Genomic DNA, 23,912 nt, shown 5'->3' on the forward strand with positions numbered 1-23,912 from the left:
CGCCGGGCTGCTCGCCGTCGCGTTGGCCGTCGTCGTGCCGGTGCTCGCCGGACCGGCTCTGCTCGGGCCCGGGGCGCGGCGCAGGCGGCCTCGACGTACGTCTCACCGCTCAAGGCGGAGACCTTCTACACGTCGTCGATGTACGGGCCGCGCTGCCTGCCCGTCGCGAACGCGAGCGCCTGGCACCTCGGGATCGATCTCGAGGCGCAGAACAACGCCCCGATCTACGCCGTGGTGGCGGGGACCGTGACGCACGCCGTCAACCCGAAGGGCGGGGACGCCGGCTACGTCATCGTGAAGAGCTCGGTCGGCGGCGTGCGGTACGACCTCGTCTACATCCACATGGCCAAGGCCACGAAGTACGTCCACGCGGGGCAGAAGGTCAAGGCCGGGCAGAGGATCGCGCTCGTCGGGTCGAGCGGGCCCGCAACCAGCCCGAACCTGCACCTCGAGGTGTGGAAGGGCGGGTACGGCAAGACGCACGTCAACCCCTACACCTGGCTGAGGTCGCACGGCGTCAGCATCGCCAAGGCGCGGATCTTCGACCAGGGCGTGAAGACGCCCAAGAGCTGCACCTACTACTCGACCGCGTCGAGGCTCAACATCCGCTCAGGGCCGTCGACCGGCTACCGGGTGCTCAAGACCGTTCCCCGCAACACGGCGATGATCTCCAAGCCCGGGAAGAAGACCGGGAGCTTCGTGCCCGTCACCGTCGGGAAGACCAAGGGCTGGGCGAGCGCCGCCTACGTGTCGCCGACGAAGGTCGGGTCGAGCGGCACCACGAAGATGACCTACGTCGTCACGCACGACACCTGGATGCGCACCGGGCCGTCGACCGGCTACAAGCACGTGAAGGCCGTCAAGAAGGGCACGAAGATCACCGTCGTGTACGCGCACATCAAGCACTCGCGCGACGTGTCGGTCGGTGGCAAGCGCGGCTTCGTGCTCGACTCGCGCCTGCGGCGGGGCTGACGCGGGCCGTCGTCGGGGCCGCTCAGCCCACGAGGCGCAGCGCCGCGCGGCGCTCGTCCTCCGACAGGAGCCGCTCGAGCTTCTCGCGCGTGCCCGTGCCCGGCACGGGGTTGTGCAGGACGAGCGTGAGATCCGGGCGGGCCGGGACCTGGAGCTGCGTCGCCTCGATGAAGAGCGTGCCGAGCGTCGGGTGCTCGAGCTCCTTCGCGAGGAACCCCGGCGAGGCGACGTCGTGCTGCCCCCACCGCTCGACGAACTCGGGGCTGACGGCGCTCAGCTGGTCGACGACGGCCGCGAACCCGTCGTCGCCGGGGCTCGCCGTGCAGGCCGCCCGGAACTGCGCGACGACGGCGTCCGCGTTGGCCTCCCAGTTGCGGGCACGTCCCCGGTAGAGGTCGTCCGTGAAGAACGTGATCAGGCAGTTCTGGGGCGTGTCGGGACGCATGCCGAGGACGACCGCCGCCGCCTCGTTGTACATGACGCAGTTCCAGTAGCGGTCCATGACGTGCGCCGGGAAGGGCAGCCACGAGTCGAGCAGCCGCATGAGGCCCTCGCCGACGCCGCGCGCGTCGTCGTCGGTCTCGGCCGACGGCGGGTTGAGCCCCGCGAGCGCGTAGAGGTGACGACGCTCGGCGCTCGACAGGAGCAGGACCCGGGCGACGGCGTCGAGCACCTGCGGCGACACCTGGATGTCGCGGCCCTGCTCGAGCCACTGGTACCAGGACGCGCCGACGCCCGCGAGGACGGCGACCTCCTCGCGGCGCAGGCCCGGGGTGCGGCGGCGTCCGGCGTCGGGCAGGCCGACGTCGGCGGGACTCAGGCGGGCTCGCCGGGTGCGGAGGAAGTCACGCAGCTCGGCGCGGCGCGCCGCTGCGGCGCCCGAACCCGACGTGCTCGGCGCGGGACGCGCCTCGACCAGCTCGGCCATCTCTGCTCCCCCGTCCTCACGGCGACCGCCGGCAGCGGCTGCCTGGTGGTGCGGCCACCAGCATAAGCGGAGGCTCCCCACGTTTGTCCTGCGAGCCCGAGGCTCGTCGCATGGCAACCGAGACCCTCACCACCGACACCGGTCGCACGACCGGTCCCTCGTCCGCGCCGGAGCCCGTCGGCACACGCTTCGCGCGACGCGAGCTCCTCGTCCTCACGGTCCTGTGCGCGGCACAGTTCATGGTCGCCCTGGACTTCTCGATCCTCAACGTCGCCCTGCCGACGATCGGCACCGACCTCGCGATGTCCGCGTCGACCCTGCAGTGGGCGATCACCGCGTTCGCCCTCCCGTCGGGCGGGTTCCTCCTCCTGCTCGGCCGGACCGGCGACCTCTACGGCCGGCGCCGGCTCTTCCTCGGCGGGCTCGCGCTCTTCGGCACGGCATCGCTCGTCACGACGCTCGCCCCGTCGTCGGACGTGTTCCTCGCGGGGCGCGCGCTGCAGGGCCTGGGCGCGGCGGCGATCGTCCCGACGGCGATGGCCCTGCTGACCACGACGTTCGAGGAGGGTCCGCGCCGAGCCCGGGCGCTCGGGGTCGCCGGGACCCTGCTCTCGCTCGGGTTCACCGTCGGCATGGTGCTGGGCGGCGTGCTCACCGACACGCTCGGGTGGCGGTCGACGATGGGGCTCCTCACCGTGGCGTCAGCGCTCGTCCTGCCGCTCGCCCGCGTCTTCCTCAGCGAGTCCCGGCACGAAGGCCCCGACCGTCCTCGGCTCGACGTGCCGGGCGCCGCGACCGTGACGGGCGGCCTGCTCGCCGTGATCTACGCGCTCTCGACGGCCGCGTCGCGCGGGTTCGGCCACCCGGACGTGCTCGGCGCGCTGGTCCTGGGGGCCGGGCTGCTGGCGGCGTTCGTCGTCGTCGAGTCGCGGACCGCGCAGCCGCTCGTCTCGCTGCCGCTGCTGCGGCGCCGGACGGTCGCCTGGGGGAACCTGGGCGGGCTCGTCACCTTCTCGATGATGAGCACCGTCGTGTTCGTCCTGACGCTCTACCTGCAGGACGTGCTCGGGCTCGACGCGTTCCGGACGGGGCTCGTGTTCGGGGCGCAGGGCGTCCTGTCCGTCGGTGCAGGCGTGCTCGCCCCGCGGCTCGTCGGACGGTTCGGTGGAGCACGCACGCTCGTCGGGGCCCTGGTCGGCCAGGGGCTCTTCGTGGCGACGCTGCTGGCGCTCGGCACGGGACGCGGGTCGGTGTGGCTCGCCGTCGCCGGGGTCTCGATCGCGTCCGTCTTCCACCTCGGCGCGATCATCTCGTACGGCGTCACCGCGACGTCCGGGGTCGCCGACGACCAGCAGGGCCTCGTCACCGGCCTCGTCACCACGACGCAGCAGGTCGGCATCACGGTCGGCATCCCGTTGCTCGGCGTCCTCGCGACGACCGCCACCAGCCTCGAGCGCGGGGTGCACGTGGTGCTCGCGCTCGACGCGGCGATCGTGCTCGTGGCCGCCGTCGTCGTCGGGCTCGGGCTGCGGGTCTGGCGTCCGGCGGGTGCACCAGCCGTGGAGCTCGCCGGAGGCGGGGCCTGAGCGCTCCCCGCACCTCGCCGAGCAAGCGGAGACGTTGCCGAGCCAGCGGGTCCTGACCGCTTGGTCGACGGAGTCCCCGCTTGCTCGGCGCGTCGGTGGGCGGGTGGGTCAGCGAGGTTGCGATGCCGCGTCGTAGGCCGCGACGAGCTGGTCGACCTGGTCGCGCGTCACCATGTCGGTGAAGCTCACGACCTTGCCGATCGGCATCTGGCGGACCATCTCGCCCCAGCCCGCGTCGGGTCCGGGCGACGGCTCCGCGGCGGACGCCAGCATCCCTGCCGAGTCGCCGGCCGCAGCGAGCGCCGCGCCCAGCACCTGGGCACCCACGGGGTCGGTGAGCCACTCGCCGATCGTCGACGTCGCGTCGAGGTGGTGCGGGGCACCGTCGCCGTCGGACGTGACGGTCACGCGACCGCGGACGTCGTGCGACGACGCGCCGACCTCGATCTCGAAGTCCCCCGCCTCGACCTCCCAGCGGTGGTCGCGCAGGGACCAGAACGCGAAGGCGCGGGCGTCGAGCGGCACGACGACATCGGCCGAGGCACCGGGCTCCAACGACACCTTGCTGAACCCCCGCAGCTCGTGAGCCGGGCGCGGGACCCGGGCTGCGACGTCGTGCACGTAGACCTGGACCACCTCGGAACCGGCGCGCTCACCCGTGTTCGTGACGGTGACGTGGACGTCCCAGGAGTTCGGACCGCGATCCGGCGCGGGGGTCGCGGTCGGCTCGCCGTACTCGAAGGTCGTGTAGGTGAGGCCGTGCCCGAAGGGGTAGGCGACGGGGACGTGGAGCGTGTCGTAGTAGCGGTAGCCCACGTGCACGCCCTCGCCGTAGAGGACGTGGCCGTCGCCGCCGGGGAAGTTCAGGTACGACGGCGTGTCCTCGAGGTGGTGCGGGATCGTCTCGGTGAGGCGGCCGCTGGGCGAGGCGAGGCCGAACAGGAGGTCCGCGGTCGCGGAGCCGCCCGCCTGCCCGAGGAGCCAGCCCTCGAGGATCGCGGCGGTGCCGTCACGCCACTCGGTGACGGTGACGGCCGAGCCGTTCGAGAGGATCACCACGACCTTGTCGTTCACGCCGACGAGCTGCTCGAGCAGCGCGAGCTGGTCGTCGGGGAGGCTCATGGTGGTGCGGTCGTAGCCCTCGGACTCGGCGGCGCCGGGCAGGCCGAGGAACGCGAGCACGACGTCGGCGTTCCGCGCGACGGCGACGGCCTCGTCCGCGAGCGCCTCGTCGGGCGCGCCGTCGGGCCGGAAGCCCGGGGCGTAGTCGACACGGTCCTCGCCGGCAACGGCACGGATCGCGGTGAGCGCGTCGTCGAGGCGGGTCGGGACGACCTGCGACGAGCCCGCACCCTGGTAGCGCGGCTCGCTCGCGAACGCGCCGACGACGCCGATGCGCTCCGCCCCGGCGCGGTCCAGCGGGAGCGTGCCGTCGTTCTCGAGGAGCACCGCGCACGCGACGGCGGCCTCGCGGGCGAGGTCGTGGTGGCGGGCGTAGCGCTCGTCGTCGAACGCGGGGTCCTGCGCCGCGAGGGCGTCGTGCGTCCGGTCGAGGAGCGTCAGCAGCCGGTCGACGGCGACGTCGAGCACGGCCTCGTCGAGCCGTCCCTCGCGGACCGCCGCGACGATCACGGCCTCGCCGCCCGACGGCGGCATCTCGAGGTCGAGCCCGGCGGCGACGGCGGCGACCGGGTCGGACACCGCGCCCCAGTCGGAGACGACGAGCCCCTCGAAGCCCCACTCACCGCGCAGGAGGTCGGTGAGGAGCCACGGGTTCTGGCTCGAGTAGGTGCCGTTGACCTTGTTGTACGAGCACATGACGGTCGTCGGCTGCTGCGTGGTGACCACGTGCTCGAACGCGGGCAGGTAGATCTCGCGCAGGGTGCGCTCGTCGACGTCGGCGCTCACGCGGAGCCGGTCGGTCTCCTGGTTGTTCGCGGCGAAGTGCTTGAGCGAGCTCCCGACGCCGCGCGACTGGATCCCCTCGACCATCGCTGCGCCGAAGACGCCCGCGACGAACGGGTCCTCCGACGCGTACTCGAAGTTGCGCCCGCACAGCGGGCTCCGCTTGATGTTGATACCCGGGCCCAGGACGACGGCGATCTGCTCGGCGCGCGCCTCGTCGGCGATCGCGGCGCCCACGCGGCGGACGGCGTCCGGGTCCCACGCCGACGCCAGCGCCACCGCGGGCGGGAAGCACGTCGCCGGGTTCGAGCCGCCCAGCCCGACGGCGTCGGCCTGGTCCGACTGCTTGCGCAGGCCGTGCGGACCGTCCGTCACCATGACGGACGGGATGTCGGCGTCGGGCACGCCCTGCGTGTGCCAGAAGTCCGCGCCCGACACGAGGGACGCCTTCTGCTCGAGCGTGAGCCGCCCGATCACGTCGGGGTGCGCGAGGGGCGGGCGCGGGGTGGTGGGCAGGTCGGGCACGGACGTCATCGTCAGGTCGCTCCTTGCACTGAGGCGGTCGGTGGTGCGCTGCGCTCATCGTGCTCCCCGGGCGGGGCCGGGTCGAGCCGGGCCGGACTGACAGCGAGGACCAAGGTTCGTCCCGGCGAACCTTCACGTTCCGTCCCTAGCGTGACGCCGCACCGACGGACGACCGCACGAGGACGTGAGAGATGGCCCGCACCCGCACCGCGACGTACAGCCCCGAGCAGACCGCCCGACGGGCGCAGCTCAAGACCGCGACGATCGGGCTCGTCGCCCACCTGCGCTCCTACGACGCGAAGGCCGCGATGGGGCGCCTCACGCCCGACCACGGCACCGCGAAGGTCACGCTCCCCGGGTCGCGGCTGCGCTGCGACGTCGACGTGACCCTCGTCGACGGCACCCCGCGGTACACGTTCGAGGACCCCGTCACCCGCGAGCCGTGCACCGCCGACGACGTCCGCACCGTCCAGCGTGCGCTCGCACCCGCGCCGTCGCCCTGGCCACGGGTCGTGGTCCGCACGCTCGTCGTCGGGCTGGCGCTGGCCGCCGTCGCCGCGCTCGCGATCTGGCCGCTGGAGGCGTCGACCGACTTCGTGAAGCACCACGGGGCGGTGCTGGCCGTCGCGGTCGTCGGGATCACCGCGATCGTGGTCGGCGGGCTCGAGCTGCGTCGCGTGCGGCGACGCCGGCGGGTCGAGCGGGACGGGCTCGTGCGGCTCGGAGGTGCGGCCGCGCGTCGGCGCTGACCTGCACCTGGCCTTGAGGTCTCACGCGGGACGCGGCGCGGGGAGGGCTTGACCTGGCTACGGTGGACATGACAGGTCGGCACCTTCCGACCGACCGCCGCGCACCACCGGAGGACCCGATGAGCGACGCCCCCGCACCCGAGCAGCCCACGCCGTCGGGCGGGCCGCTGAGCACCGTCGCCCGCACCGTCGACGTCCGCGAGGAGGACGGCGCGCTGCGCGACGAGGTCGTCCTCGCGATCACGCTCCCCCACGACATCGACGCGGTGTGGCCCGCCGTCACCGAGGCGTCACGCATCAGCTCCTGGTTCGTCCCCGTCAGCGGCGACCTCGCCGACGGCGGCCACTACCAGCTCGAGGGCAACGCCAGCGGGACCGTGCTCGACTGCCGTCCGCCGCACCGGTTCCGGATCACCTGGGAGTTCGGCGACGAGACGTCGTGGGTGACCGTCGGGCTCGAACGCGAGGAGTCCGAGTCGGGCGACGACGACGCCACCCGCCTCACCCTCTCCCACCTCCTCCCCCGCGCACCCCAGTGGGACGCGTACGGGCCCGGCGCCGTCGGGATCGGGTGGGACCTCGCGCTCGTCGGGCTCGTCCGCTACCTCGCGACCCGGTCCTCGCGCACGGCGCAGGACGCCACCGCATGGCTCGCATCGCCCGACGGCGTCGCGTTCGTCCGGCACTCCGGACGGGAGTGGGGGCACGCGCACGCGGCGTCGGGGGTCGAGGAAGGGGCGGCGCTCGCCGCCGCCGGGCGGACCGTCGCCGCGTACCTGGGCGAGCCGGGGAGCTGACCCTCCGGGTCTGGCGGCCGACCGCCGGCGTCGTCTCGTCGGTGACAGCGGGGCAGCCTTCGCGCGACGGGCTCCGGAGAGCCAGTCCCCGGGGCAGAAAGGGCTCCACGCCGACACCCCACGGTGCCTATCGTTGCTGCTCGTGATCTACCAGGACCCGTTGGCGTACCTGCTCGGCCTCGAAGGCACCGCCCTCCTGGACGCGTGGGCCGGAGACCATGACCGTGCGTTCGTCGAGGCCCGGGTCGCGGAGATCCGGCGACTGCTCGACGACCCTCAGCTGCGCGACCGCGGGGTCCTCGTCGAATCGGTCGACGCCGCGACCGCCTATGAGCAGGCGTCCGCCGGCTACGACGCGGGGGCTGGCGGCGGGTTGTTCGCCCTGGACGAGCCCGTCGTCGCCGCGTTCCTGGAGGACCGGGAACGCGGGGTCGCGCTGGACGCGGCGTGCGGAACCGGCCGGTTCGCGCAGTACCTCGCGTCCCGGGGCCATCGGGTTATCGGGGTCGACGGCTCCCCGGACATGCTCGCCCACGCACGACGGCGCGTACCGAGCGGCGAGTTCCATCTCGGCGAGCTCGACCGGCTGCCGCTGGCGGACGACTCGGTGGACGTGATCGTGTGCGCCCTCGCCCTCGTCCACGTGAAAGAGCTCGGGCCGGTGATGGCGGAGCTGGCACGCGTCCTGCGCCCCGGTGGCGATCTCGTGATCTCCGACGTGCACCACGAGCTCGTCACCGTGGGCTCGGCCATCAAGGGGCTCGGCCATCAAGGGTCTCGGCCCGTCCGGCGAGCCGCGGCTCGCCCCCACCTACCGGCACACGATCGGCGAGTATCTGCGCGCCGCACTGAGCGCCGGACTGGAGGTGAGGGGCTGCGAGGAGCCGGCGCTCGACCCGTCGGGCTGGCCTCTTCCGGAGCCGACGGCCGAGGTCGGCGCCTGGCAGGACTGGCCCTGGAGTCTCATGGCGTACGTACCCGCCGCCGCGCGAGCGATCGCCGCGCGCTCCCAGCTCGTGGTCTGGCACCCGCGCCAGCCCGAGGCGTGACCGAAGGAGTCCGTCAGCCCTCCCGGACGTGCACCTGCTCGCCCTGGGGGCCGAAGAGGTGCAGCACCTCCGCGACCTCGCGGCCCGCGTTCACGATGGCGTGCGGGGTACGCGTGTCGAACTCGGCCGCCTCGCCGGGCTCGAGGATCGTGGAGCGGTCGGCGAGGTCGAGGCGGACGCGCCCGCTGAGCACGTAGAACCACTCGTAGCCCTCGTGCCGGCCGAGACGGACGGGCGCTTCGGGGTCGCGGCCCGGGATGATCGACTTGAACGCCTGCACGCCCTGCGCGTGCGGAGTCAGCGGCAGGTAGATGCTGCCGTGGCGGCGCAGCGGGCGCGGGCGGACGCGCGGGTCTCCCGTCGGGGGTGCGCCGACGAGGTCGTCGAGCGCGACCCGGTAGGTCCGGGCCAGCGGGACGAGCAGCTCGAGCGTCGGGCGGCGACCCCCGGACTCGAGCCGGGACAGGGTGCTGACCCCGACGTCGGTCGCCTCCGCGACCTGGGCGAGCGTCATCCCCCGCCGACGGCGCAGGTCCCGCAGGCGCGGTCCGACGCCGTCGAGCAGCTCGCGCAGGTCCGTCTCGCCGGTCTCGGGTGCGGGGTGCTCGTGCGTGGCCATGTCGCTCCTCGTGTTGCCGATACCGCAACACACGTTGCCACATCAGCCTGAGGGCGACGACCGTGGAGGCATGACCACGACACCCGCCCCCGCCCCGACCGAACCGACCTCCGCGCACGAGACGGCCGCGCACAAGATCTGGGACGCCGTCGTCGTGGGCGGGGGCGTCGCCGGGCTCGCCGCGGCCCTCATGCTCGGACGCGCCCGACGCCGCGTGCTCGTCCTCGACGCGGGAGCGCCGCGCAACCGCTTCACCACCCACATGCACGGCGTCCTCGGGCGCGACGGCACCTCACCGGCCCGGCTGCTCGCGGACGGCCGCGACGAGGTCGCGTCGTACGGGGGCGCGGTCCGGCCGGCCGAGGTCGTCGACGCCACCGCCGACGAGCGCTCCGTGACCGTGACGACCTCCGACGGCGACACCCACCGCGCTCGTCACCTCGTCGTCGCGACGGGCCTGCGGGACGAGCTGCCCGCCGTCGAGGGGCTCGCGCGGTTCTGGGGACGCGGCGTCGCCCACTGCCCCTACTGCGACGGGTACGAGGCACGCGACCAGCGGCTCGTCGTGCTCGGGACCGGGCCGGCGAGCATCGGGCAGGCGCAGCTGATCCGGCAGTGGTCGGACCGGCTGACGTACGTCGTGCACGACGCTCCCGCCCCGACCGGCGAGGAGCTCGCCGCGCTCGAGGCACGCGGGATCGGCGTCGAGCGTGGGCGGGCGGTGCGCGCGGACACGACGCTCGGACCCGACGGCGAGCGCCTTGCCGCGCTCGTCCTCGACGACGGCCGCCCGCTCGACGTGGACGCCGTCTTCACCGCACCCGCACCTCGCCCGGGCGACGACCTGCTCCTGCGCCTCGGCGCCGAGCGTGCCTCAGCGGGTGCGGGACCCGGCGGGCCGCTGCCCGGCCAGGTGCCCGTCGACATGCTGGGGCGCACGACCGTCCCGCGCGTCTGGGCCGCGGGGAACGTCGTCGCGGCCTACGCGAACGTCCCCGTCGCGATCGCGGCCGGGACGATGGCGGGCGCGGGGGTCAACCACGCGCTCGTCGAGGAGGAGGTCGCGGCGGCCGTCGCCGCGCGCGCCGCTACCGTGGCGGGGTGAGCACCCCCGAGTTCGTCCTGGCCCTGCGCGAGAAGGTCGGCCACGCGCCGCTGTGGCTGCCGGGGGTGACGGGCGTCGTCGTCCGGGACGCGAACGCCCCGGACCCGGAGGTCCTCATGGTGCGACGCGCCGACAATGGCGCCTGGACGCCTGTGACCGGCATCGTCGACCCCGGCGAGCACCCCGCCGACGCGGTGGTGCGTGAGGTCGCCGAGGAGACCGGGGTCGAGGCGGTCCCGGTCCGGTTGGCCCGTGTCGGCGTCACAGAGCCGGGCGTCTACCCCAACGGCGACCAGGTGCAGTTCATCGAACTGACGTTCCGGCTCGAGTGGCGGTCAGGCGAACCGCACCCCGCCGACGGCGAGAACACCGACGCGCGCTGGTGCGCCGTCTCGCGCCTGCCGGCTCTGGGCCAGGACATGCGCGCGCGCATCGACGCCGCCCTCGCCGACGACGAGCGGGCCGCGTTCTTCGCGGGCGGCGAGCTCGTGCGCTGAACGCCTGGCGCTCGCCCTGCCGTGCGCCGTCGAGCACGGGATCTCCGCCCCACGGGGACGTGGCCCCGGCCCGTCCGCCGGCTCGGACGGACGGCGACCCCGTGTTCGGCGACGAGGTGGGGGCCAGGGGTGATGGGATGGGGCCATGCAGATCGCGAACTGGGCGGGGAACCATGACATCACCGGCCGGGCGCTCGTCGAGGCGCGCACCGTCGAGGACGTGCAGCGCGCGGTCGCGGACGCCGACCGCGTCCGCCCCCTCGGGACCCGGCACTCGTTCAACGACCTCCCCGACACCACCGGCACGCTCCTCACGGTGACCTCGATCCCGGCCGACCCGGTGCTGGACGAGGCCGCGCGCACGGTGACCGTCGGCGCCGGCACGCGCTACGGCGAGCTCGCCGGCTGGCTCGCCGGCCGCGGCTGGGCGCTGCACAACCTCGGGTCCCTCCCCCACATCTCGGTCGGCGGCGCGGTCGCGACCGGCACGCACGGGTCGGGCGACGGCAACGGCTCGCTGTCGACGGCGGTCCGTGGGCTCGAGATCGTCGGGCCCGACGGCGCGCTGCGAACCCTCCGCGCGGACGACCCCGAGCTCGAGGGGAGCGTCGTCGCCCTGGGCGCGCTGGGCGTCGTCGTGCGCGTGACCCTCGCGGTCGAGCCCACCTACCTGGTCCGCCAGGACTCCTACCGCGACGTCCCGTGGGACGCGATCCTCGCGGACCTGCCCGCCGTGACGGGCGCCGGGTACAGCGTCAGCGTGTTCACGAACTGGGTGGACGACGCCGTCGAGCAGGTGTGGGTCAAGCGTCGCGTGGGCGTCGAGGGACCGGAGGACGACGCCGTCCCCGACCTCCTCGGCGTACCGGCCTCCGGGCTCGCGCAGCCGCTCATCGTCCCGACCGACGAGGTCAACACGACCGCCCACCTGACGTCGGGCGCCTGGAACGAGCGCCTGCCGCACTTCCGGTTCGACGCGACCCCGAGCGTCGGGGACGAGATCCAGACCGAGTACTTCGTCGCGCGGGAGGACGCTGCCGACGCGCTGCGGGCCGTGCGGGCGGTCGCGCCCGGGTTCGTCGACGCGCTCGTCGTCACGGAGCTGCGGACGGTCGCGGCCGACGACCTCTGGCTCAGCCCCGCGTACGGGCGCGACTCGCTCGCCCTCCACTTCACCTGGCGGAACGATCAGGCGCGTGTCCTGGCCGTACTGCCCGCGATCGAGGCCGCGCTCGAGCCGTTCGGCGCGCGTCCGCACTGGGGGAAGGTCCACCTGCTCGACGCCGCCACGCTCGCCGGGCGGTACCCACGGTTCGACGACGCCCGCGAGCTGGTCGCGCGCCGCGACCCGTCCGGGACGTTCCGCAACGACGCGATCGACCGGGTGCTGGGGCGCTGAGCCGGGCGCGGGCTCTCCACAGCGTGCGGTCGGGTCTGGCGCGGACACTCCGTTCCCGCTATAATCGAACACATGTTCGAATCGTGGAGGGATGACGAAGGCGCTACGGGCGCCCCCGCGTCGGACCACGCCCGCCGCGCCTCGAGCGATCTCGACACGACCTCAGTCCGCGCCGACCACGAGCCGCACGGCAGCTCATCGATCCTCGACCTCGCGCTCGCAAGCCTGCTGACCAGGGCGCTCGAGCTCCGCGAGGAGAGCTGGAGCCATGGCATCGCCCGGCCGGCCAGCGGAGGGGACGATCCGGCCGCGAGCGGCGGCACCCCGCACGAAGGGACCGGTAGCGACCCGGCGCACGACCGTGCGGGCATCGACGCGGCCGTCCTGGGCAAGGCCGACGCGCTCTCGCGCGCCGCGCTCGCCGACCTGGGCGACGACGCCCTGATCGACGCCGTCGTGGGGTGGCAGCACGTCGCTTCGTGGGCGGCGGCGGCGCAGGCGCGGGTCGTCGGTGAGCTCCTCGCGCGTGGCGGCGCGTCGGCGGTGGCACTCGAAGCCGTTACCCACGAGCTCACAGCGGCGCTCGTGACGTCCCGCCACACGGCAGCCAAGCTCGCCGGGCGTGCGGCGGCGCTGTCGGTGACGCCTGAGGTAGCCGACGCCCTCGCGGACGGTCGCATCGACACCGCACGCGCCGACGCGCTCCTCAGCAGCGAGACCGTCCCGCCCCTCTCCGTCAGCAGGTCGCAGCCGACCTCGTCGGCTCGGCCGAGCGGCCAGGACCCGCGACCGGGCTGACACCACGACAGCTGCGGGACCGTCTCCGTCGTGCCGCCATCGAGACCGACCCCGACGCCGCGGCGCAGCGAGCCGAGACCGCGGCAGCGGAACGCCACGTCTGGATCGACCCCGCACCCGACCAGATGGCCTGGCTGACCGCGCACCTGCCCGCTGCGGACGCGGCCCGTATCTGGGCGCGCCTCGACGCATCGGCACGCCACGCCGTGCGCCTGCCCGGCGAGGACCGCACGCTCGGCCAGCTTCGCGCGGACGCCCTGACACAGCTCGTCACCACCAGCACCGACGGCACGGCAGCGCCCGCCACACACGGCAGCGAACGCTCGACGCCCTCGGCTCCGATCGGACGCGATACCGCGGGCGCGGCCGAGGACGGTGTCCTGACCGTGGCCACGGACAGCGAGCCCACGCGACCTGTTCCCGTGGTGAAGACCGTCGTCAACGTCACCGTCTCCGCCGACGCCCTGCTCGGGCTGGACGAGTCACCCGCTCAGCTCGCGGGCTACGGGCCGGTGCCCGCCGCGGTCGCTCGCGTGCTCGCCTCCGACGGTGACGCCACCTGGCGGCGCATCCTCACCGACCCCACGACCGGTGCCGTGACCGACGTGTCGCGCACCGGCTATCGGCCGGGCGTCGTCCTCGGTGACCTCGTCCGCACCCGCGAGCCGGTCTGCACCTTTCCGGGTTGCCAGGTGCCCTCCGCACGGTGCGACCTGGACCACATCGAGCCCTTCGACCCTGCGCACAGCACGGTCGGACAGACAAGGGCCTCGAATCTCCACCCCGTGTGCCGGGCTCACCACAACGCCAAGACGCACGACGGCTGGTCGACGCGCGCCGACGACGACGGGAGCATCACGTGGAGCGCGCCGTCGGGGCACGAGTACCGCGTCCCGCCCACACCGAGCAGCCCGAGCCACGCACCCGACGCGGTGAGCCCAGCGCGACCAAGACCACGCCGAGCCGAACCGCACGACCCGGGCGCTCCACCGTCGGGGACCGCCCCAGCGCCCGTAGACCCGCTCGGGGATCCACCGTTCTGACGCACCGCTCGGACCGACCCCGAGCGTCAGCACTGCTCATCACCTCAGCACCGCACGGTCGCCTCAGCGCTGCTCGATCATGTGAGTACCGCGCGGTCGCCTCAGCGCTGCTCGGTCACGGCGGTCGTCGCTGCAGCCCCGTCGACGATCGCCCGCAGTGCCGCGACGTGGCCCTCGTAGGCGGACCTGCCGGCCCGGGTCAGCGACGCGGAGGTCCAGGTCCGGCCGGACCGCCTGGTCTTCTGGACCTTCACGTAGCCGGCGTCCTCAAGGACCTTGAGGTGCTTGGACAGGACGGAGTCGGAGACGTCGAGCGCGTCGCGCACGGCCGCGAACTCGAGTCCGGCGACCGACGCGAGCATCGCGACGATCCGCAGCCGCTGCGGGGCGTGGATGACCTCGTCGAAGCGAAGCTCGGCGGTCATCGCTGGTGCCCGCCGTCGTCCTGCCCCTCGAGGAGCTCGAAGAGCGCGGCGTCGTACCGGCGGCTGAGGACCCAGCACGCCACCCCGGCGCAGATCGCGACGATCGGCACACCGAGCGGGAACCCGTGGTGCCCGTCGAAGTAGGACGCGACGGCCGCGACCCCGAGCACGACGATGAGCCACGGGTAGAGCCCACGCGGTCGGGGATTGCCCGCCCCCAGAACGATGCCGGTGCGCTGCCGGTAGATGCCGGCGAGCATGCCGAGCCCGATCGCCGAGACGAGCACGCCGGCGATGAACCAGACGTCCGGCAACCCGATCGACAGGATCAGGAGCCCGCAGAGCGCCCCGTACACCGGGTTGTACCAGCGCGGGCCGCGACGCATGCGCTCGGCGACGAGCAGCTTCGACTCGGCGACGGCGTCGAGGGCGGCGCGGGCGGCGTCCGCGTCGCCGACAGCAGGGACGGGAGCGCGCCCCGGGTCCGTCTGCGGGGCGTCGGGCCGAGGCAACTCGGATTGTGGGGACTCGGGCTGCGGGGCGCCGGTGGCATCGTTTTCCATGTTGGAAAGTGTGCCCGTCACTTTCCATGTCGTCAAGTCACAACACGCCGCTCCTCGCCGAGTCGGCGGGAACCTCGCGAGACACGGGGAATCCCCCACTGACTCGCGAGGTTCCCGCTGGCCCGCAGAAGAGCTCGGGACCTCGGACGGCGGCCACCGGCCGTGAACAGCGCCGACTAGCGTGACGAGGGTGCCGACCCTCCTCCGCCTGGACTCCTCCTACGACGACGCGGCCTCCGTCTCCCGCCTCCTCACCGACGCCTTCACCCGGTCGTGGCTCGCGGGCGGGCCGGGCCGCGCCGTCGTCGAGCACGACCTGCGCACGGACCCGGTCCCACCGCCCGGAAGCGGGGCGCTGCACTGGGCGCCGGGGCTCCGCGGGCCGGACGCTCTCGTACCGGCGGACGCGAGCGCCGCGCAGGCGCGCGTCCTCGACGAGCTCCTCGCCGCGGACGCCGTCGTGATCGGCGCGCCGCTCTACAACTACGGGCTGCCCGCGACGCTCAAGGCCTGGGTCGACCAGGTGCACGTCCCTGGCACCACCGCACCGTTCGGCGAGGGCGGACCGAAGCCGTTGCGCGGACGGCCCGCGGTCGTCGTCGCGACGCGCGGCACCGCCCACGACGGCGACTCCGAGGCCGAGGGTCGCGACCACGCCCTGCCGGTGCTTCGGCTGATCCTGGGCGAGGCGCTCGGGATGGACGTCCACGTCGTCGTCGTGGACCGCACGCTCAGCCTCACGACGCCGGCGTTCGTCGACGACCGCGAGCGCTTCGAGAAGCGCTTCGCCGCCGCGACCACGGAGCTGGAGGCGCTCGCGGCGCACCTCTGACCGCGACGGGCGCGATGAGTCGGGCACCGTGTCGGAGTCTCCCTCTAGCGTGGGTGTGACCCAGATCACACTTACGTGCCCGCCGCAACCGTCAGAAGGAACTCCGATGGACCCCACGGACCCCGATCTCGCCGTCCGCGCCCGCGGACTCGTGAAGCGCTACAAGGAGGTCACGGCCCTCGCGGGCGTCGACCTCGACGTCCCCCGCGGCTCCGTCCTGGGGTTGTTGGGCCCCAACGGCGCCGGCAAGACGACGATCGTCCGCATCCTGTCCACCCTCCTGCCCGCGGACGAGGGCACGGCAGAGGTGGCCGGCGTCGACGTCCGGCGCGACCCCGCAGGCGTCCGGCGCCAGATCGGCCTGTCGGGGCAGTACGCGGCCGTCGACGAGTACCTGACCGGCTTCGAGAACCTCGTGATGATCGGCCGGCTCTACCACCTGGGCAAGAAGCGCAGTGCGGAACGGGCGCGCGAGCTCCTCGCCGACTTCCGCCTCGACGAGGCCGGCGACCGCCCCACGCGCACGTACTCGGGCGGCATGCGCCGTCGGCTGGACCTCGCGGGCGCGCTCGTCGCCGACCCGCCCGTCCTGTTCCTCGACGAGCCCACGACCGGTCTCGACCCGCGCGGCCGCACCGACATGTGGGAGGTCATCCGGTCCCTCGTCTCGGGCGGCACGACCCTCCTCCTCACGACCCAGTACCTCGAGGAGGCCGACATGCTCGCCGATGACATCGTCGTCATCGACCGCGGCCGGATCATCGCCCGCGGCACGGCGGACGAGCTCAAGCGCCAGGTCGGCGGGGAGCAGCTCGAGGTCACCGTGCGCGAGGCGGCGAGGCTCGACGACGCCGAGCGCCTCCTCACGCCGCTCGGATCCGGCCGGCCGTACGTCGACCGCGAGCGCCGCACGTTCTCGGTGAGCGTCGGGACGGGCGTCCAGGCGCTCACCGCGGCCCTGCGGGAGCTCGAGTCCGCGGGCATCGAGCTCGACGACGTCGGGCTGCGGCGGCCGACCCTCGACGACGTGTTCCTCACGCTGACCGGGCACGTCGCCGAGGACGACGACGACCCGGGTGCCACCGAGGGCGCCGACGCGAACGCGAAGGAGACGGTCCGATGAGAGCCCCTACGTGCTGTCCGACGCGTCCGTCGTGGCGTGGCGCAACATCATCAAGATCAAGCGCGTGCCCGACCTCCTGGTCTTCACGACGCTCTCCCCGATCATGTTCGTGCTGCTGTTCGCGTACGTGTTCGGCGGGGCGATCGGCCAGAACGGGAACGCGCAGGAGTACCGCGAGTTCCTCATGGCGGGGATCTTCGCGCAGACCGTGATCTTCGGGGCGACCATCACGGGCGCTGGCCTCGCCGAGGACGTGAAGAAGGGCGTGATCGACCGGTTCCGGTCGCTGCCGATGGCGCCGTCGGCGGTCCTCACGGGCCGCACCCTGTCGGACGTCATCAACAACGTCATCGTGCTCGTCGTCATGTCGCTCACGGGCCTGATCGTGGGCTGGCGGATCCGGGACGGCTTCTGGGACGCCGCAGCGGGCTACCTGCTGCTCATCGTGTTCGCGTACGCGGTGTCGTGGATCATGGCGTGGATCGGGATGCTCGTGCCCAGCCCGGAGGTCGTGAACAACGCGTCGTTCATCGTGATCTTCCCGCTCACGTTCATCGCGGTGACGTTCGTCCCGCTCGACACCCTGCCCGGCCCGCTGCAGTCGATCGCCGAGTGGAACCCGGTGTCGTCGGCGACGCAGGCGTCGCGCGAGCTGTTCGGCAACATCCCCGCCGGGACGCCCGAAACGACCGCCTGGCCGCTCCAGCACGCCGCGCTGTACACGCTGATCTGGACCGTCGTGATCCTGCTGATCTTCGTGCCGCTCGCGAACCTCCAGTACCGCCGGTCGACGAGCCGCTGACCGGGCCGGCCGGGTCGGGACGCCGACCGGCGCGTCCGTGGGCTCAAGCCTCGGCGAGCACCGCGTCGAGGCGGCGCCACGCCGCCTCGACCCCGTCGGGGATGGTCGTCCGGTAGTAGGGGATGAACGCCACGGCCTGCTGGATCACCCACCCGCGTCCGCGCGCCCACGTCGCGTCGTCGAAACCGGCGTGCTCGCGGAAGACTGGCCGCGCCACCGTCGGGAGCGCCCACGCGACCATCGCGTCGCACGCCGGGTCACCCAGTCCGGTCGCGCTCCAGTCGATCAGCCCGACGACGCCGTCCGCGTCGAGGCATGGGCGCTCGACCGTTACCGGGGCGGGCGGCTCGTCGAGAGCCGCATCCTCATGGACGCCCTCGGACTGCTCGGGCAGCTCGGCGTCCTCCCACCCCGGGACGGTGTCTGAGCCCCGCCCGGGACCGGCAGACCGGAAGGAGGGCCCCGAGTCCGTCCTCGTCGAGCCCGAACACCCGGTGCGCGACGTCCGCGAGCCGGCCGTCGTCGGCGTCGTAGTCCTCAGGAGCGAGCCCACGCTCGGTCTCGCGCCACAGCACGTTCGGGACGTCGACGACCGTCAGCCCCGGCCACGGCGACCGCACCAGCCAGTACCGGCCGTCCGTCTGTCCGACGTCGTTCTCCGTGAGCCACTCGGGCCTGGTCTCAGGCACGCTGCGCCGGTGCGCCTCGGGCCAGAGCCGCCAGGCGCCCTGGTGGCCGGTCACGTCCTCGAGCGGGGTGAACCCGGCGTCACGCACGGCGACCGCTCCGGGCGGGAGCAGGTCGTCGCACCACACCGGACCGAGGTCCGCTCGGCGAAGCACCTCGACCTCGACGCGAGCCTCGGCCTCGGCCACCCCTCGCCGTCCCGGCGTCCGACGCAGCGGGCGACGATCGCCTCGTCGTCACCCGCGGCCCACAGCGCCTCGCACCCGGCGCACGTGCCGACGTCTCCCCCGAACGTCCGGCCCTCGCCGTCGTACCGGAAGCCGGCGAGGCGCGCGTCGAGGCGGTGGAGCCACACCGCGGGCTCGCCGCAGAAGATGCAGTCCGTCACGGTCCGACCGTAGCCCGGCGCACGCTGGTCAGGGCTCGGTCTCGGCTCGTCCCGGGTCCAGGGACCGGAGCACCGACGCCACGGTGTCCTCGGCGGTCTGATCGGTGCTCACGCCCACCCAGAGCCGGGACGACGGACGACGGCGTTCCCCCGTGCTCCCCGCGATCGTCCCGAGGTGCCGTGGCGGCACGTGCGCGACGTAGCCCGCCGCCCCGGCGACGCGGAGCGCCTCGAGCACCGGCACGACCGTCTCCGGGAAAAGGTCGGCGAGGGGCGCCCACCCGACGTCGTCGAGCCCGTTGCCCTGACCGCCCGCGGGCAGCCACCACAGCCGTCCGACCGCACCCGACGGGCGGTCCACCTCGACGTTGCGCAACACTGAACCGGTCATGGCGACCTCCGGCGCTCGTACCGCCCGCGGGCGGTTCGTCGTCAGAACCCGTCGGCCGTCCGGCAGCTCGGCCCTCGCCCACGTCGCCGCGGGACCGGGGGCGCGGCGAGGTTCACCGCCGCACGGGCATGCATGCCACCCGCCTTCTCAGCGTACGTCCGACACCCGGTCGTGCGGCGAGCCCGGCCGCCCCGTCGAACCGACGCTGATCGTCGTCCGTGAGGGCTGAGAGCGACAACCTGCGTCGGTTCGATGACGCGCTACGTCTCGTCGCCGCGGAACGCGGCGTCGAGCGCCGCGATGTCCAGCTTGCCCATCTTCATCATCGCGTCGAACGCGCGACCCGGTCCGGGTCGACCATGATCTCGGCGAACCGCTTCGGCACGATCTGCCAGCTCAGCCCGAACTTGTCCTTGAGCCACCCGCACGGGCCGGGCTCGCCGCCGTCGGCGGTCAGCTTCTCCCAGTACTCGTCGACCTGCGCCTGGTCGTCGCAGTCCACGACGATCGACGCGGCCTCCGTGTGCGGGAACGTCGGCCCGCCGTTGAGCGCCTGGACGTGCAGGCCGTCGAGCTCGAAGTCGACGAGGAACACCGAGCCCGGCACGGCCGCCACGCCGGGCCCCTGGTCGGGAATCGCCTCGTCGTGCAGCACGGTCTGGATGATCCGCGAGTTCGGGAAGATCGAGACGTACAGCTCCGCGGCCTCCTCGGCCCTCGACTCGTACCAGAGGCCCAGGTAGGTGCTGCCCATGACCGGCTCCTTCGCTCCCGGGCGGACCGTGTGCCCACCCCCTCACACCAGGACAGACCCTCCGTGCCCCGATTTCTCATCGAGCGGGACTAGCGTCGCACCATGGCTTCCAGCTTCCCCACCGCTCCCCTCGTCGCCGGCTCGCTCGTCGGGGGCTACGCCGTCGGGCGCGCGACGAAGGTCCGGGCGCTCGCGGGCGTCGTCCTCGCGGCGGGCGGCGTGCTCGCCGGGCGGCAGTGGCTCGCCCGGTCGGGTCCGGCGACGACGACGGCACTCGCCGTCACGTACGTCGGCGCGTTCGGGCTGTCGCACCCGCTCGCGAAGAGGATCGGCGCGTGGCCGTCCGTGCTCACGGTCGCCGGGGTCGCGGCGGGCGCTGCCTGGGCGCTCTCCGACCAGGCGGCGAGCAGTCAGGCCGACTGACCGACCATCTGCGCCGCGCGCTCGCGGACCTTGTCCGAGAGCCGCATCTGGCCTGCGGCCTCGGCATCGAGGAGCGCGCGCGAGACACGCCCGCGCGTGCCGGGGGCGGTGGTCCTCGCCGCGAACCAGTCCGCGACCGTCACCCCGTGCTCGGGCCGGTGCTCGACGACGACCTCGTCCCCGACCTGCAGGTCCCCGGTCTCCAGGACGCGGAAGTAGCAGCCCACCCGGTTGGCGTCGGTGAACCGCTTGACCCAGCGCGCAAGGCCCATCCGGCGGGCGAACGTCGCGCAGGGCGCCCGCTCGTGCGTGACCTCGAGCAGCGCGGTCCCGACGCGCCATCGCTCCCCGACGACGGCGCGGCTCGCCTCGAGCCCCCGGGTCCGCAGGTTCTCGCCGAACAGCCCGGGCGGGACGGCGTGACCCAGCTCGGCGGCCCACCAGTCGGCGTCCTCCTGGGAGTACGCGTAGACGGCCTGCTCCTCGCCGCCGTGGTGCGCACGGTCCGCCTGGAGGTCCGCGAACAGGCCGAGCCGCCGGACGTGGACCGGACCCTCGACCGGACGCTTGTCGATCGCGGTGACGCCCACGGCGCCGTCGTCGGGCAGGAGGGCGTGGACGCGGCACACCGCCAGCACGGTGCCGGACGCCGATGGCACAGGGGACATGCGCCCCATCCTCCCGCGTTTGCGCGGACGCAGGTCGCACACCAGCCTGGAAGAGCCCAGGTGTCGACGCCGGAGGTCCGCCATGACGACGTACGTGTACGACTTCACGCAGGGCGACAAGGACCGGGCCGACCTTCTCGGCGGGAAGGGCGCGAACCTCGCGGAGATGACGCGCCTCGGCCTCCCGGTCCCCCCGGGCTTCACGATCACGACCGAGGCGTGCCGCGAGTATCTCGCGCAGGGCGACGAGCCGGGCGCGCTCCGCGTCCAGGTGACGACGGCGCTGCGGCACCTCGAGGACAAGGTCGGACGGCGGCTCGGCACCCGCCGGGACCCGCTGCTCGTGTCGGTGCGGTCGGGCGCCCGGTTCTCGATGCCCGGGATGATGGAGACCGTCCTCAACGTGGGGCTCAACGACGAGTCGGTCCAGGGCCTGGCGGAGGAGGCGTCCGACGAGCGGTTCGCGTGGGACTCGTACCGGCGCCTGATCCAGATGTTCGGCGCGACCGTCCTCGGGATCCCGGCCGACGTGTTCGCGGCGGCCCTCGACGACGCCAAGGCGGCCCGCGGACGCGCGGCCGGCGACGGCCCGGTCGCCGACGTCGACCTCACCGCCGACGACCTGCGCGCGCTCGTCGCCACGTACCGCGACATCGTCCGCGAGCGCACCGGTCGCGACTTCCCCCAGGACCCCCGCGAGCAGCTCGACCTCGCGATCCTCGCCGTCTTCGACTCCTGGAACACGGACCGCGCGCGCCTGTACCGGCGGCGCGAGCGCATCCCTCAGGACCTCGGGACGGCCGTGAACGTCGTCACGATGGTGTTCGGGAACCTCGGCGACACGAGCGGCACGGGCGTCGCGTTCACGCGCGACCCCGCCACCGGCGCCCCCGGCGCGTACGGGGACTACCTGCAGAACGCGCAGGGCGAGGACGTCGTCGCCGGCATCCGGAACACCCTCTCGCTCGACGACCTGCACCGCATCGACCCCCTGTCGCACCACCAGCTCCTGCAAGCCATGCGGCGGCTCGAGACGCACTACCGGGACCTGTGCGACGTCGAGTTCACCGTCGAGCGCGGACACCTGTGGATGCTGCAGACGCGGGTCGGGAAACGCACGCCCGCCGCGGCGTTCCGGATCGCGACCGCGCTCGTCGACGAGCAGCTCATCACCGAGGACGAGGCCCTGCAGCGGGTCACGGGCGACCAGCTCGCGTCGCTCCTGTTCCCCCAGTTCGCCACGGGCCCGTCCGACGACGGCGCAGCGCCCCGGGCGTTGACGTCCGGCATGGCCGCCTCGCCGGGGGCGGCGGTGGGGACCGTCGTGCTGCGGTCGTCGGACGCCGTCGCCGCCGCCGAGCGCGGGGAGCGCGTGATCCTCGTGCGCCGCGAGACCAACCCCGACGACCTCGGCGGGATGATCGCCGCCCAGGGCATCCTCACGTCGCGCGGCGGCAAGACGTCGCACGCCGCCGTGGTCGCGCGCGGCATGGGCCGCACGTGCGTCGTCGGGGCGGAGGACCTCGACGTCGACGAGGACGCCGGGACGGTGACCGTCCGGGGTGCCGGGCGCGAGCCGACCGTGCTGCACGCGGGCGACGAGATCAGCATCGACGGGTCCACCGGCGAGGTGTTCCTCGGGGCCGTGCCGGTGGTGTCGTCGCCCGTCGAGCGGTACCTCGAGGAGGGGCTGGACGCCGTCGTCGGGGCCGAGGGCGCCGCGCTCGACGACGAGACCCTGAGCCTCGTGCAGTCCGTCGACCGGCTGCTCCGGCACGCCGACGCGCGCCGTCGCCTGCGCGTCGAGGCCAACGCCGACGTGCCCGACGACGCCGCCCGCGCCCGACGGCTCGGCGCGCAGGGCATCGGGCTCGTCCGGACCGAGCACATGTTCCTCGGGGAGCGACGGGCGCTCGTCGAGCAGATCGTCCTCGCGGACGACGTCACCGAGCGCGACATCGCCCTCGACCGGCTGCTCCCCCTGCAGCGCGACGACTTTCGCGGGCTGCTCGAGGCCATGGACGGGCTGCCCGTGACGATCCGGCTGCTCGACCCGCCGCTGCACGAGTTCCTGCCCGACCACACCGAGCTCGCGGTGCGCGTGGCGGTCGAGCGGTCCCGGCGGGAGGGCGGCGGCGCGGGCGCGCTGTCCGACGACGAGCTCGCCGCCGACGAGACGAAGCTCGCCGCGCTCGAACGCCTCCACGAGGCCAACCCCATGCTCGGGGTGCGGGGCGTGCGGCTCGGGCTGCTGGTGCCCGGCCTGTTCGCGATGCAGGTCCGGGCGATCGTCGAGGCGGCGGTCGGGCTGGTGCGCGAGGGGAGGAACCCGCGCCCCGAGGTGATGGTGCCGCTCGTCGGGTCGGTGCGGGAGCTGCAGATCGTCCGCGACGAGGTGGAGTCCGTCGTGCGCGGGGTCACCGAGCTCGCCGGGGTGGACCTGGAGGTGCCCGTCGGGACGATGATCGAGCTCCCCGCGCCGCGCTCACCGCGCACCGGATTGCGACCGAGGCCGACTTCTTCTCGTTCGGCACCAACGACCTCACCCAGACCACGTGGGGTTTCTCGCGGGACGACGTCGAACGGACCCTGTTCAGCACCTACCTCGACAACGGCGTGCTCACGATCTCGCCGTTCGAGACCATCGACGCCGACGGCGTCGGGCGGCTCGTTCGGATCGCGGTCGAGGAGGCGCGCGCCACGAAGCCCGGGCTCGAGCTCGGGGTGTGCGGGGAGCACGGTGGCGACCCCGAGTCGATCCGGTTCTTCCACGACGCCGGGCTCGACTACGTGTCGTGCTCGCCCTTTCGCGTGCCGGTGGCCCGGCTCGAGGCGGGCCGAGCGGCGACGTCGGCTGCGCCGTCGTCGTCCGGCCGGTAGCCGC

General features: G+C 73.7%; 24 protein-coding genes and 2 pseudogenes. 16 read left to right on the forward strand and 10 right to left on the reverse strand.

Going from position 1 to position 23,912, the window contains the following annotated elements; genetic code table 11:
- Positions 1-138: 138 nt before the first annotated feature.
- Positions 139-972, forward strand: a complete 834-nt coding sequence (locus QQK45_RS06285) for a peptidoglycan DD-metalloendopeptidase family protein (RefSeq protein ID WP_284292524.1) — start codon at positions 139-141, stop codon at positions 970-972.
- Between the two features lie 22 nt (positions 973-994).
- Here QQK45_RS06285 and QQK45_RS06290 read toward each other — a convergent pair whose 3' ends face one another.
- Positions 995-1,900 (reverse strand): helix-turn-helix transcriptional regulator, encoded by a 906-nt coding sequence (locus QQK45_RS06290; protein WP_284292526.1) that lies wholly within the window; start codon positions 1,898-1,900, stop codon positions 995-997.
- Between the two features lie 110 nt (positions 1,901-2,010).
- On the opposite strand from QQK45_RS06290, the gene QQK45_RS06295 reads away from it, so the two are divergent.
- On the forward strand, positions 2,011-3,486 hold the full coding sequence (locus tag QQK45_RS06295) for an MFS transporter (RefSeq protein WP_284292527.1): 1,476 nt from the start codon (positions 2,011-2,013) through the stop codon (positions 3,484-3,486).
- 108 nt (positions 3,487-3,594) lie between these two features.
- Here the strand turns inward: QQK45_RS06295 and QQK45_RS06300 are convergent, their stop codons facing one another.
- Positions 3,595-5,925 (reverse strand): glycoside hydrolase family 3 C-terminal domain-containing protein, encoded by a 2,331-nt coding sequence (locus QQK45_RS06300; protein ID WP_284292528.1) that lies wholly within the window; start codon positions 5,923-5,925, stop codon positions 3,595-3,597.
- A 182-nt stretch (positions 5,926-6,107) separates the two neighbouring features.
- Between QQK45_RS06300 and QQK45_RS06305 the strand changes: the two genes are divergently transcribed.
- The 4 genes and pseudogenes from QQK45_RS06305 to QQK45_RS06320 all read left to right on the forward strand — a co-directional run bounded on the left by QQK45_RS06305 (position 6,108) and on the right by QQK45_RS06320 (position 8,511).
- Positions 6,108-6,665, forward strand: coding sequence for a hypothetical protein (locus tag QQK45_RS06305; RefSeq protein ID WP_284292529.1), 558 nt, complete (start codon positions 6,108-6,110; stop codon positions 6,663-6,665).
- A 119-nt stretch (positions 6,666-6,784) separates the two neighbouring features.
- The gene (locus tag QQK45_RS06310; protein ID WP_284292530.1) at positions 6,785-7,462 is read left to right on the forward strand and encodes an SRPBCC domain-containing protein; all 678 of its coding nucleotides are present in this window, start codon (positions 6,785-6,787) and stop codon (positions 7,460-7,462) included.
- Positions 7,463-7,604: 142 nt separating this feature from the next.
- Positions 7,605-8,165, forward strand: a pseudogene (locus QQK45_RS23000) (class I SAM-dependent methyltransferase); the annotation flags it as partial.
- 163 nt (positions 8,166-8,328) lie between these two features.
- A complete protein-coding gene (locus QQK45_RS06320; protein ID WP_284292532.1) occupies positions 8,329-8,511 on the forward strand; it encodes a hypothetical protein in 183 nt (60 codons plus the stop codon).
- A gap of 13 nt (positions 8,512-8,524) precedes the next feature.
- Here the strand turns inward: QQK45_RS06320 and QQK45_RS06325 are convergent, their stop codons facing one another.
- The gene (locus tag QQK45_RS06325; protein WP_284292533.1) at positions 8,525-9,130 is read right to left on the reverse strand and encodes an XRE family transcriptional regulator; all 606 of its coding nucleotides are present in this window, start codon (positions 9,128-9,130) and stop codon (positions 8,525-8,527) included.
- A gap of 70 nt (positions 9,131-9,200) precedes the next feature.
- On the opposite strand from QQK45_RS06325, the gene QQK45_RS06330 reads away from it, so the two are divergent.
- The 5 genes from QQK45_RS06330 (at position 9,201) to QQK45_RS06350 (ending at position 13,972) form a co-directional block, all read left to right on the forward strand.
- Positions 9,201-10,235 carry an NAD(P)/FAD-dependent oxidoreductase gene (locus QQK45_RS06330; RefSeq protein WP_284292534.1) on the forward strand — a complete coding sequence of 345 codons (1,035 nt, stop codon included), beginning with the start codon at positions 9,201-9,203 and terminating at the stop codon, positions 10,233-10,235.
- A complete protein-coding gene (locus tag QQK45_RS06335; protein ID WP_284292535.1) occupies positions 10,232-10,732 on the forward strand; it encodes an NUDIX hydrolase in 501 nt (166 codons plus the stop codon). The genes QQK45_RS06330 and QQK45_RS06335 overlap by 4 nt, the downstream gene beginning before the upstream one ends.
- Positions 10,733-10,877: 145 nt before the next feature.
- Positions 10,878-12,131: a D-arabinono-1,4-lactone oxidase gene (locus QQK45_RS06340; RefSeq protein ID WP_284292536.1), complete on the forward strand. Its 1,254-nt coding sequence runs from the start codon at positions 10,878-10,880 to the stop codon at positions 12,129-12,131.
- A gap of 72 nt (positions 12,132-12,203) precedes the next feature.
- Complete coding sequence (locus QQK45_RS06345) at positions 12,204-12,929, forward strand: hypothetical protein (protein ID WP_284292537.1); 726 nt, start codon at positions 12,204-12,206, stop codon at positions 12,927-12,929.
- 11 nt (positions 12,930-12,940) lie between these two features.
- Positions 12,941-13,972, forward strand: coding sequence for an HNH endonuclease signature motif containing protein (locus QQK45_RS06350; protein WP_284294961.1), 1,032 nt, complete (start codon positions 12,941-12,943; stop codon positions 13,970-13,972).
- Between the two features lie 101 nt (positions 13,973-14,073).
- On the opposite strand, the gene QQK45_RS06355 is transcribed toward QQK45_RS06350, so the two are convergent.
- The gene (locus QQK45_RS06355) at positions 14,074-14,397 is read right to left on the reverse strand and encodes a transcriptional regulator (protein ID WP_284292538.1); all 324 of its coding nucleotides are present in this window, start codon (positions 14,395-14,397) and stop codon (positions 14,074-14,076) included.
- Positions 14,394-14,960: a hypothetical protein gene (locus tag QQK45_RS06360; protein ID WP_284292539.1), complete on the reverse strand. Its 567-nt coding sequence runs from the start codon at positions 14,958-14,960 to the stop codon at positions 14,394-14,396. The genes QQK45_RS06355 and QQK45_RS06360 overlap by 4 nt, the downstream gene beginning before the upstream one ends.
- A gap of 190 nt (positions 14,961-15,150) precedes the next feature.
- Here QQK45_RS06360 and QQK45_RS06365 point away from each other — a divergent pair, with 190 nt between their 5' ends.
- The 3 genes from QQK45_RS06365 (at position 15,151) to QQK45_RS06375 (ending at position 17,717) form a co-directional block, all read left to right on the forward strand.
- A complete protein-coding gene (locus tag QQK45_RS06365; RefSeq protein ID WP_284292540.1) occupies positions 15,151-15,792 on the forward strand; it encodes an FMN-dependent NADH-azoreductase in 642 nt (213 codons plus the stop codon).
- 106 nt (positions 15,793-15,898) lie between these two features.
- A complete protein-coding gene (locus tag QQK45_RS06370; RefSeq protein WP_284292541.1) occupies positions 15,899-16,915 on the forward strand; it encodes an ATP-binding cassette domain-containing protein in 1,017 nt (338 codons plus the stop codon).
- Between the two features lie 10 nt (positions 16,916-16,925).
- Positions 16,926-17,717 (forward strand): ABC transporter permease, encoded by a 792-nt coding sequence (locus QQK45_RS06375; protein ID WP_284292542.1) that lies wholly within the window; start codon positions 16,926-16,928, stop codon positions 17,715-17,717.
- A gap of 43 nt (positions 17,718-17,760) precedes the next feature.
- Here QQK45_RS06375 and QQK45_RS06380 read toward each other — a convergent pair whose 3' ends face one another.
- The 4 genes from QQK45_RS06380 to QQK45_RS06395 form a co-directional block, all read right to left on the reverse strand.
- Entirely contained in the window at positions 17,761-18,270 is a 510-nt protein-coding gene (locus QQK45_RS06380) for a phosphotransferase (RefSeq protein WP_284292543.1), read from the reverse strand.
- Positions 18,271-18,456: 186 nt separating this feature from the next.
- Positions 18,457-18,792, reverse strand: a complete 336-nt coding sequence (locus QQK45_RS06385; RefSeq protein ID WP_284292544.1) for a hypothetical protein — start codon at positions 18,790-18,792, stop codon at positions 18,457-18,459.
- 28 nt (positions 18,793-18,820) lie between these two features.
- Positions 18,821-19,183, reverse strand: coding sequence for a hypothetical protein (locus tag QQK45_RS06390; protein ID WP_284292545.1), 363 nt, complete (start codon positions 19,181-19,183; stop codon positions 18,821-18,823).
- A 322-nt stretch (positions 19,184-19,505) separates the two neighbouring features.
- A complete protein-coding gene (locus QQK45_RS06395; protein WP_348525159.1) occupies positions 19,506-19,937 on the reverse strand; it encodes a VOC family protein in 432 nt (143 codons plus the stop codon).
- Positions 19,938-20,039: 102 nt separating this feature from the next.
- On the opposite strand from QQK45_RS06395, the gene QQK45_RS06400 reads away from it, so the two are divergent.
- Complete coding sequence (locus QQK45_RS06400; RefSeq protein ID WP_284292546.1) at positions 20,040-20,360, forward strand: hypothetical protein; 321 nt, start codon at positions 20,040-20,042, stop codon at positions 20,358-20,360.
- On the opposite strand, the gene QQK45_RS06405 is transcribed toward QQK45_RS06400, so the two are convergent.
- Positions 20,348-21,028 (reverse strand): MOSC domain-containing protein, encoded by a 681-nt coding sequence (locus QQK45_RS06405; RefSeq protein WP_284292547.1) that lies wholly within the window; start codon positions 21,026-21,028, stop codon positions 20,348-20,350. The genes QQK45_RS06400 and QQK45_RS06405 overlap by 13 nt on opposite strands.
- Before the next feature lie 82 nt (positions 21,029-21,110).
- Here QQK45_RS06405 and ppdK point away from each other — a divergent pair.
- Positions 21,111-23,908 (forward strand): annotated as a pseudogene (gene ppdK / locus QQK45_RS06410) (pyruvate, phosphate dikinase).
- The last annotated feature ends 4 nt before the right edge of the window (positions 23,909-23,912 follow it).

The organism is Luteimicrobium album (genome assembly GCF_030161555.1).
GTDB lineage: Bacteria > Actinomycetota > Actinomycetes > Actinomycetales > Cellulomonadaceae > Luteimicrobium > Luteimicrobium album.

What these genes read in the sequence shown, in the direction of transcription:
- QQK45_RS06395 (WP_348525159.1), bottom strand. Translation starts at nt 19,937, where the DNA reads ATGGGCAGCACCTACCTGGGCCTCTGGTACGAGTCGAGGGCCGAGGAG.
- QQK45_RS06325 (WP_284292533.1), bottom strand. Translation starts at nt 9,130, where the DNA reads ATGGCCACGCACGAGCACCCCGCACCCGAGACCGGCGAGACGGACCTG.
- QQK45_RS06360 (WP_284292539.1), bottom strand. Translation starts at nt 14,960, where the DNA reads ATGGAAAACGATGCCACCGGCGCCCCGCAGCCCGAGTCCCCACAATCC.
- QQK45_RS06330 (WP_284292534.1), top strand. Translation starts at nt 9,201, where the DNA reads ATGACCACGACACCCGCCCCCGCCCCGACCGAACCGACCTCCGCGCAC.
- QQK45_RS06370 (WP_284292541.1), top strand. Translation starts at nt 15,899, where the DNA reads ATGGACCCCACGGACCCCGATCTCGCCGTCCGCGCCCGCGGACTCGTG.
- QQK45_RS06340 (WP_284292536.1), top strand. Translation starts at nt 10,878, where the DNA reads ATGCAGATCGCGAACTGGGCGGGGAACCATGACATCACCGGCCGGGCG.
- QQK45_RS06295 (WP_284292527.1), top strand. Translation starts at nt 2,011, where the DNA reads ATGGCAACCGAGACCCTCACCACCGACACCGGTCGCACGACCGGTCCC.
- QQK45_RS06390 (WP_284292545.1), bottom strand. Translation starts at nt 19,183, where the DNA reads ATGACCGGTTCAGTGTTGCGCAACGTCGAGGTGGACCGCCCGTCGGGT.
- QQK45_RS06305 (WP_284292529.1), top strand. Translation starts at nt 6,108, where the DNA reads ATGGCCCGCACCCGCACCGCGACGTACAGCCCCGAGCAGACCGCCCGA.
- QQK45_RS06345 (WP_284292537.1), top strand. Translation starts at nt 12,204, where the DNA reads ATGTTCGAATCGTGGAGGGATGACGAAGGCGCTACGGGCGCCCCCGCG.
- QQK45_RS06405 (WP_284292547.1), bottom strand. Translation starts at nt 21,028, where the DNA reads ATGTCCCCTGTGCCATCGGCGTCCGGCACCGTGCTGGCGGTGTGCCGC.
- QQK45_RS06310 (WP_284292530.1), top strand. Translation starts at nt 6,785, where the DNA reads ATGAGCGACGCCCCCGCACCCGAGCAGCCCACGCCGTCGGGCGGGCCG.
- QQK45_RS06285 (WP_284292524.1), top strand. Translation starts at nt 139, where the DNA reads ATGTACGGGCCGCGCTGCCTGCCCGTCGCGAACGCGAGCGCCTGGCAC.
- QQK45_RS06300 (WP_284292528.1), bottom strand. Translation starts at nt 5,925, where the DNA reads ATGACGTCCGTGCCCGACCTGCCCACCACCCCGCGCCCGCCCCTCGCG.
- QQK45_RS06290 (WP_284292526.1), bottom strand. Translation starts at nt 1,900, where the DNA reads ATGGCCGAGCTGGTCGAGGCGCGTCCCGCGCCGAGCACGTCGGGTTCG.
- QQK45_RS06355 (WP_284292538.1), bottom strand. Translation starts at nt 14,397, where the DNA reads ATGACCGCCGAGCTTCGCTTCGACGAGGTCATCCACGCCCCGCAGCGG.
- QQK45_RS06400 (WP_284292546.1), top strand. Translation starts at nt 20,040, where the DNA reads ATGGCTTCCAGCTTCCCCACCGCTCCCCTCGTCGCCGGCTCGCTCGTC.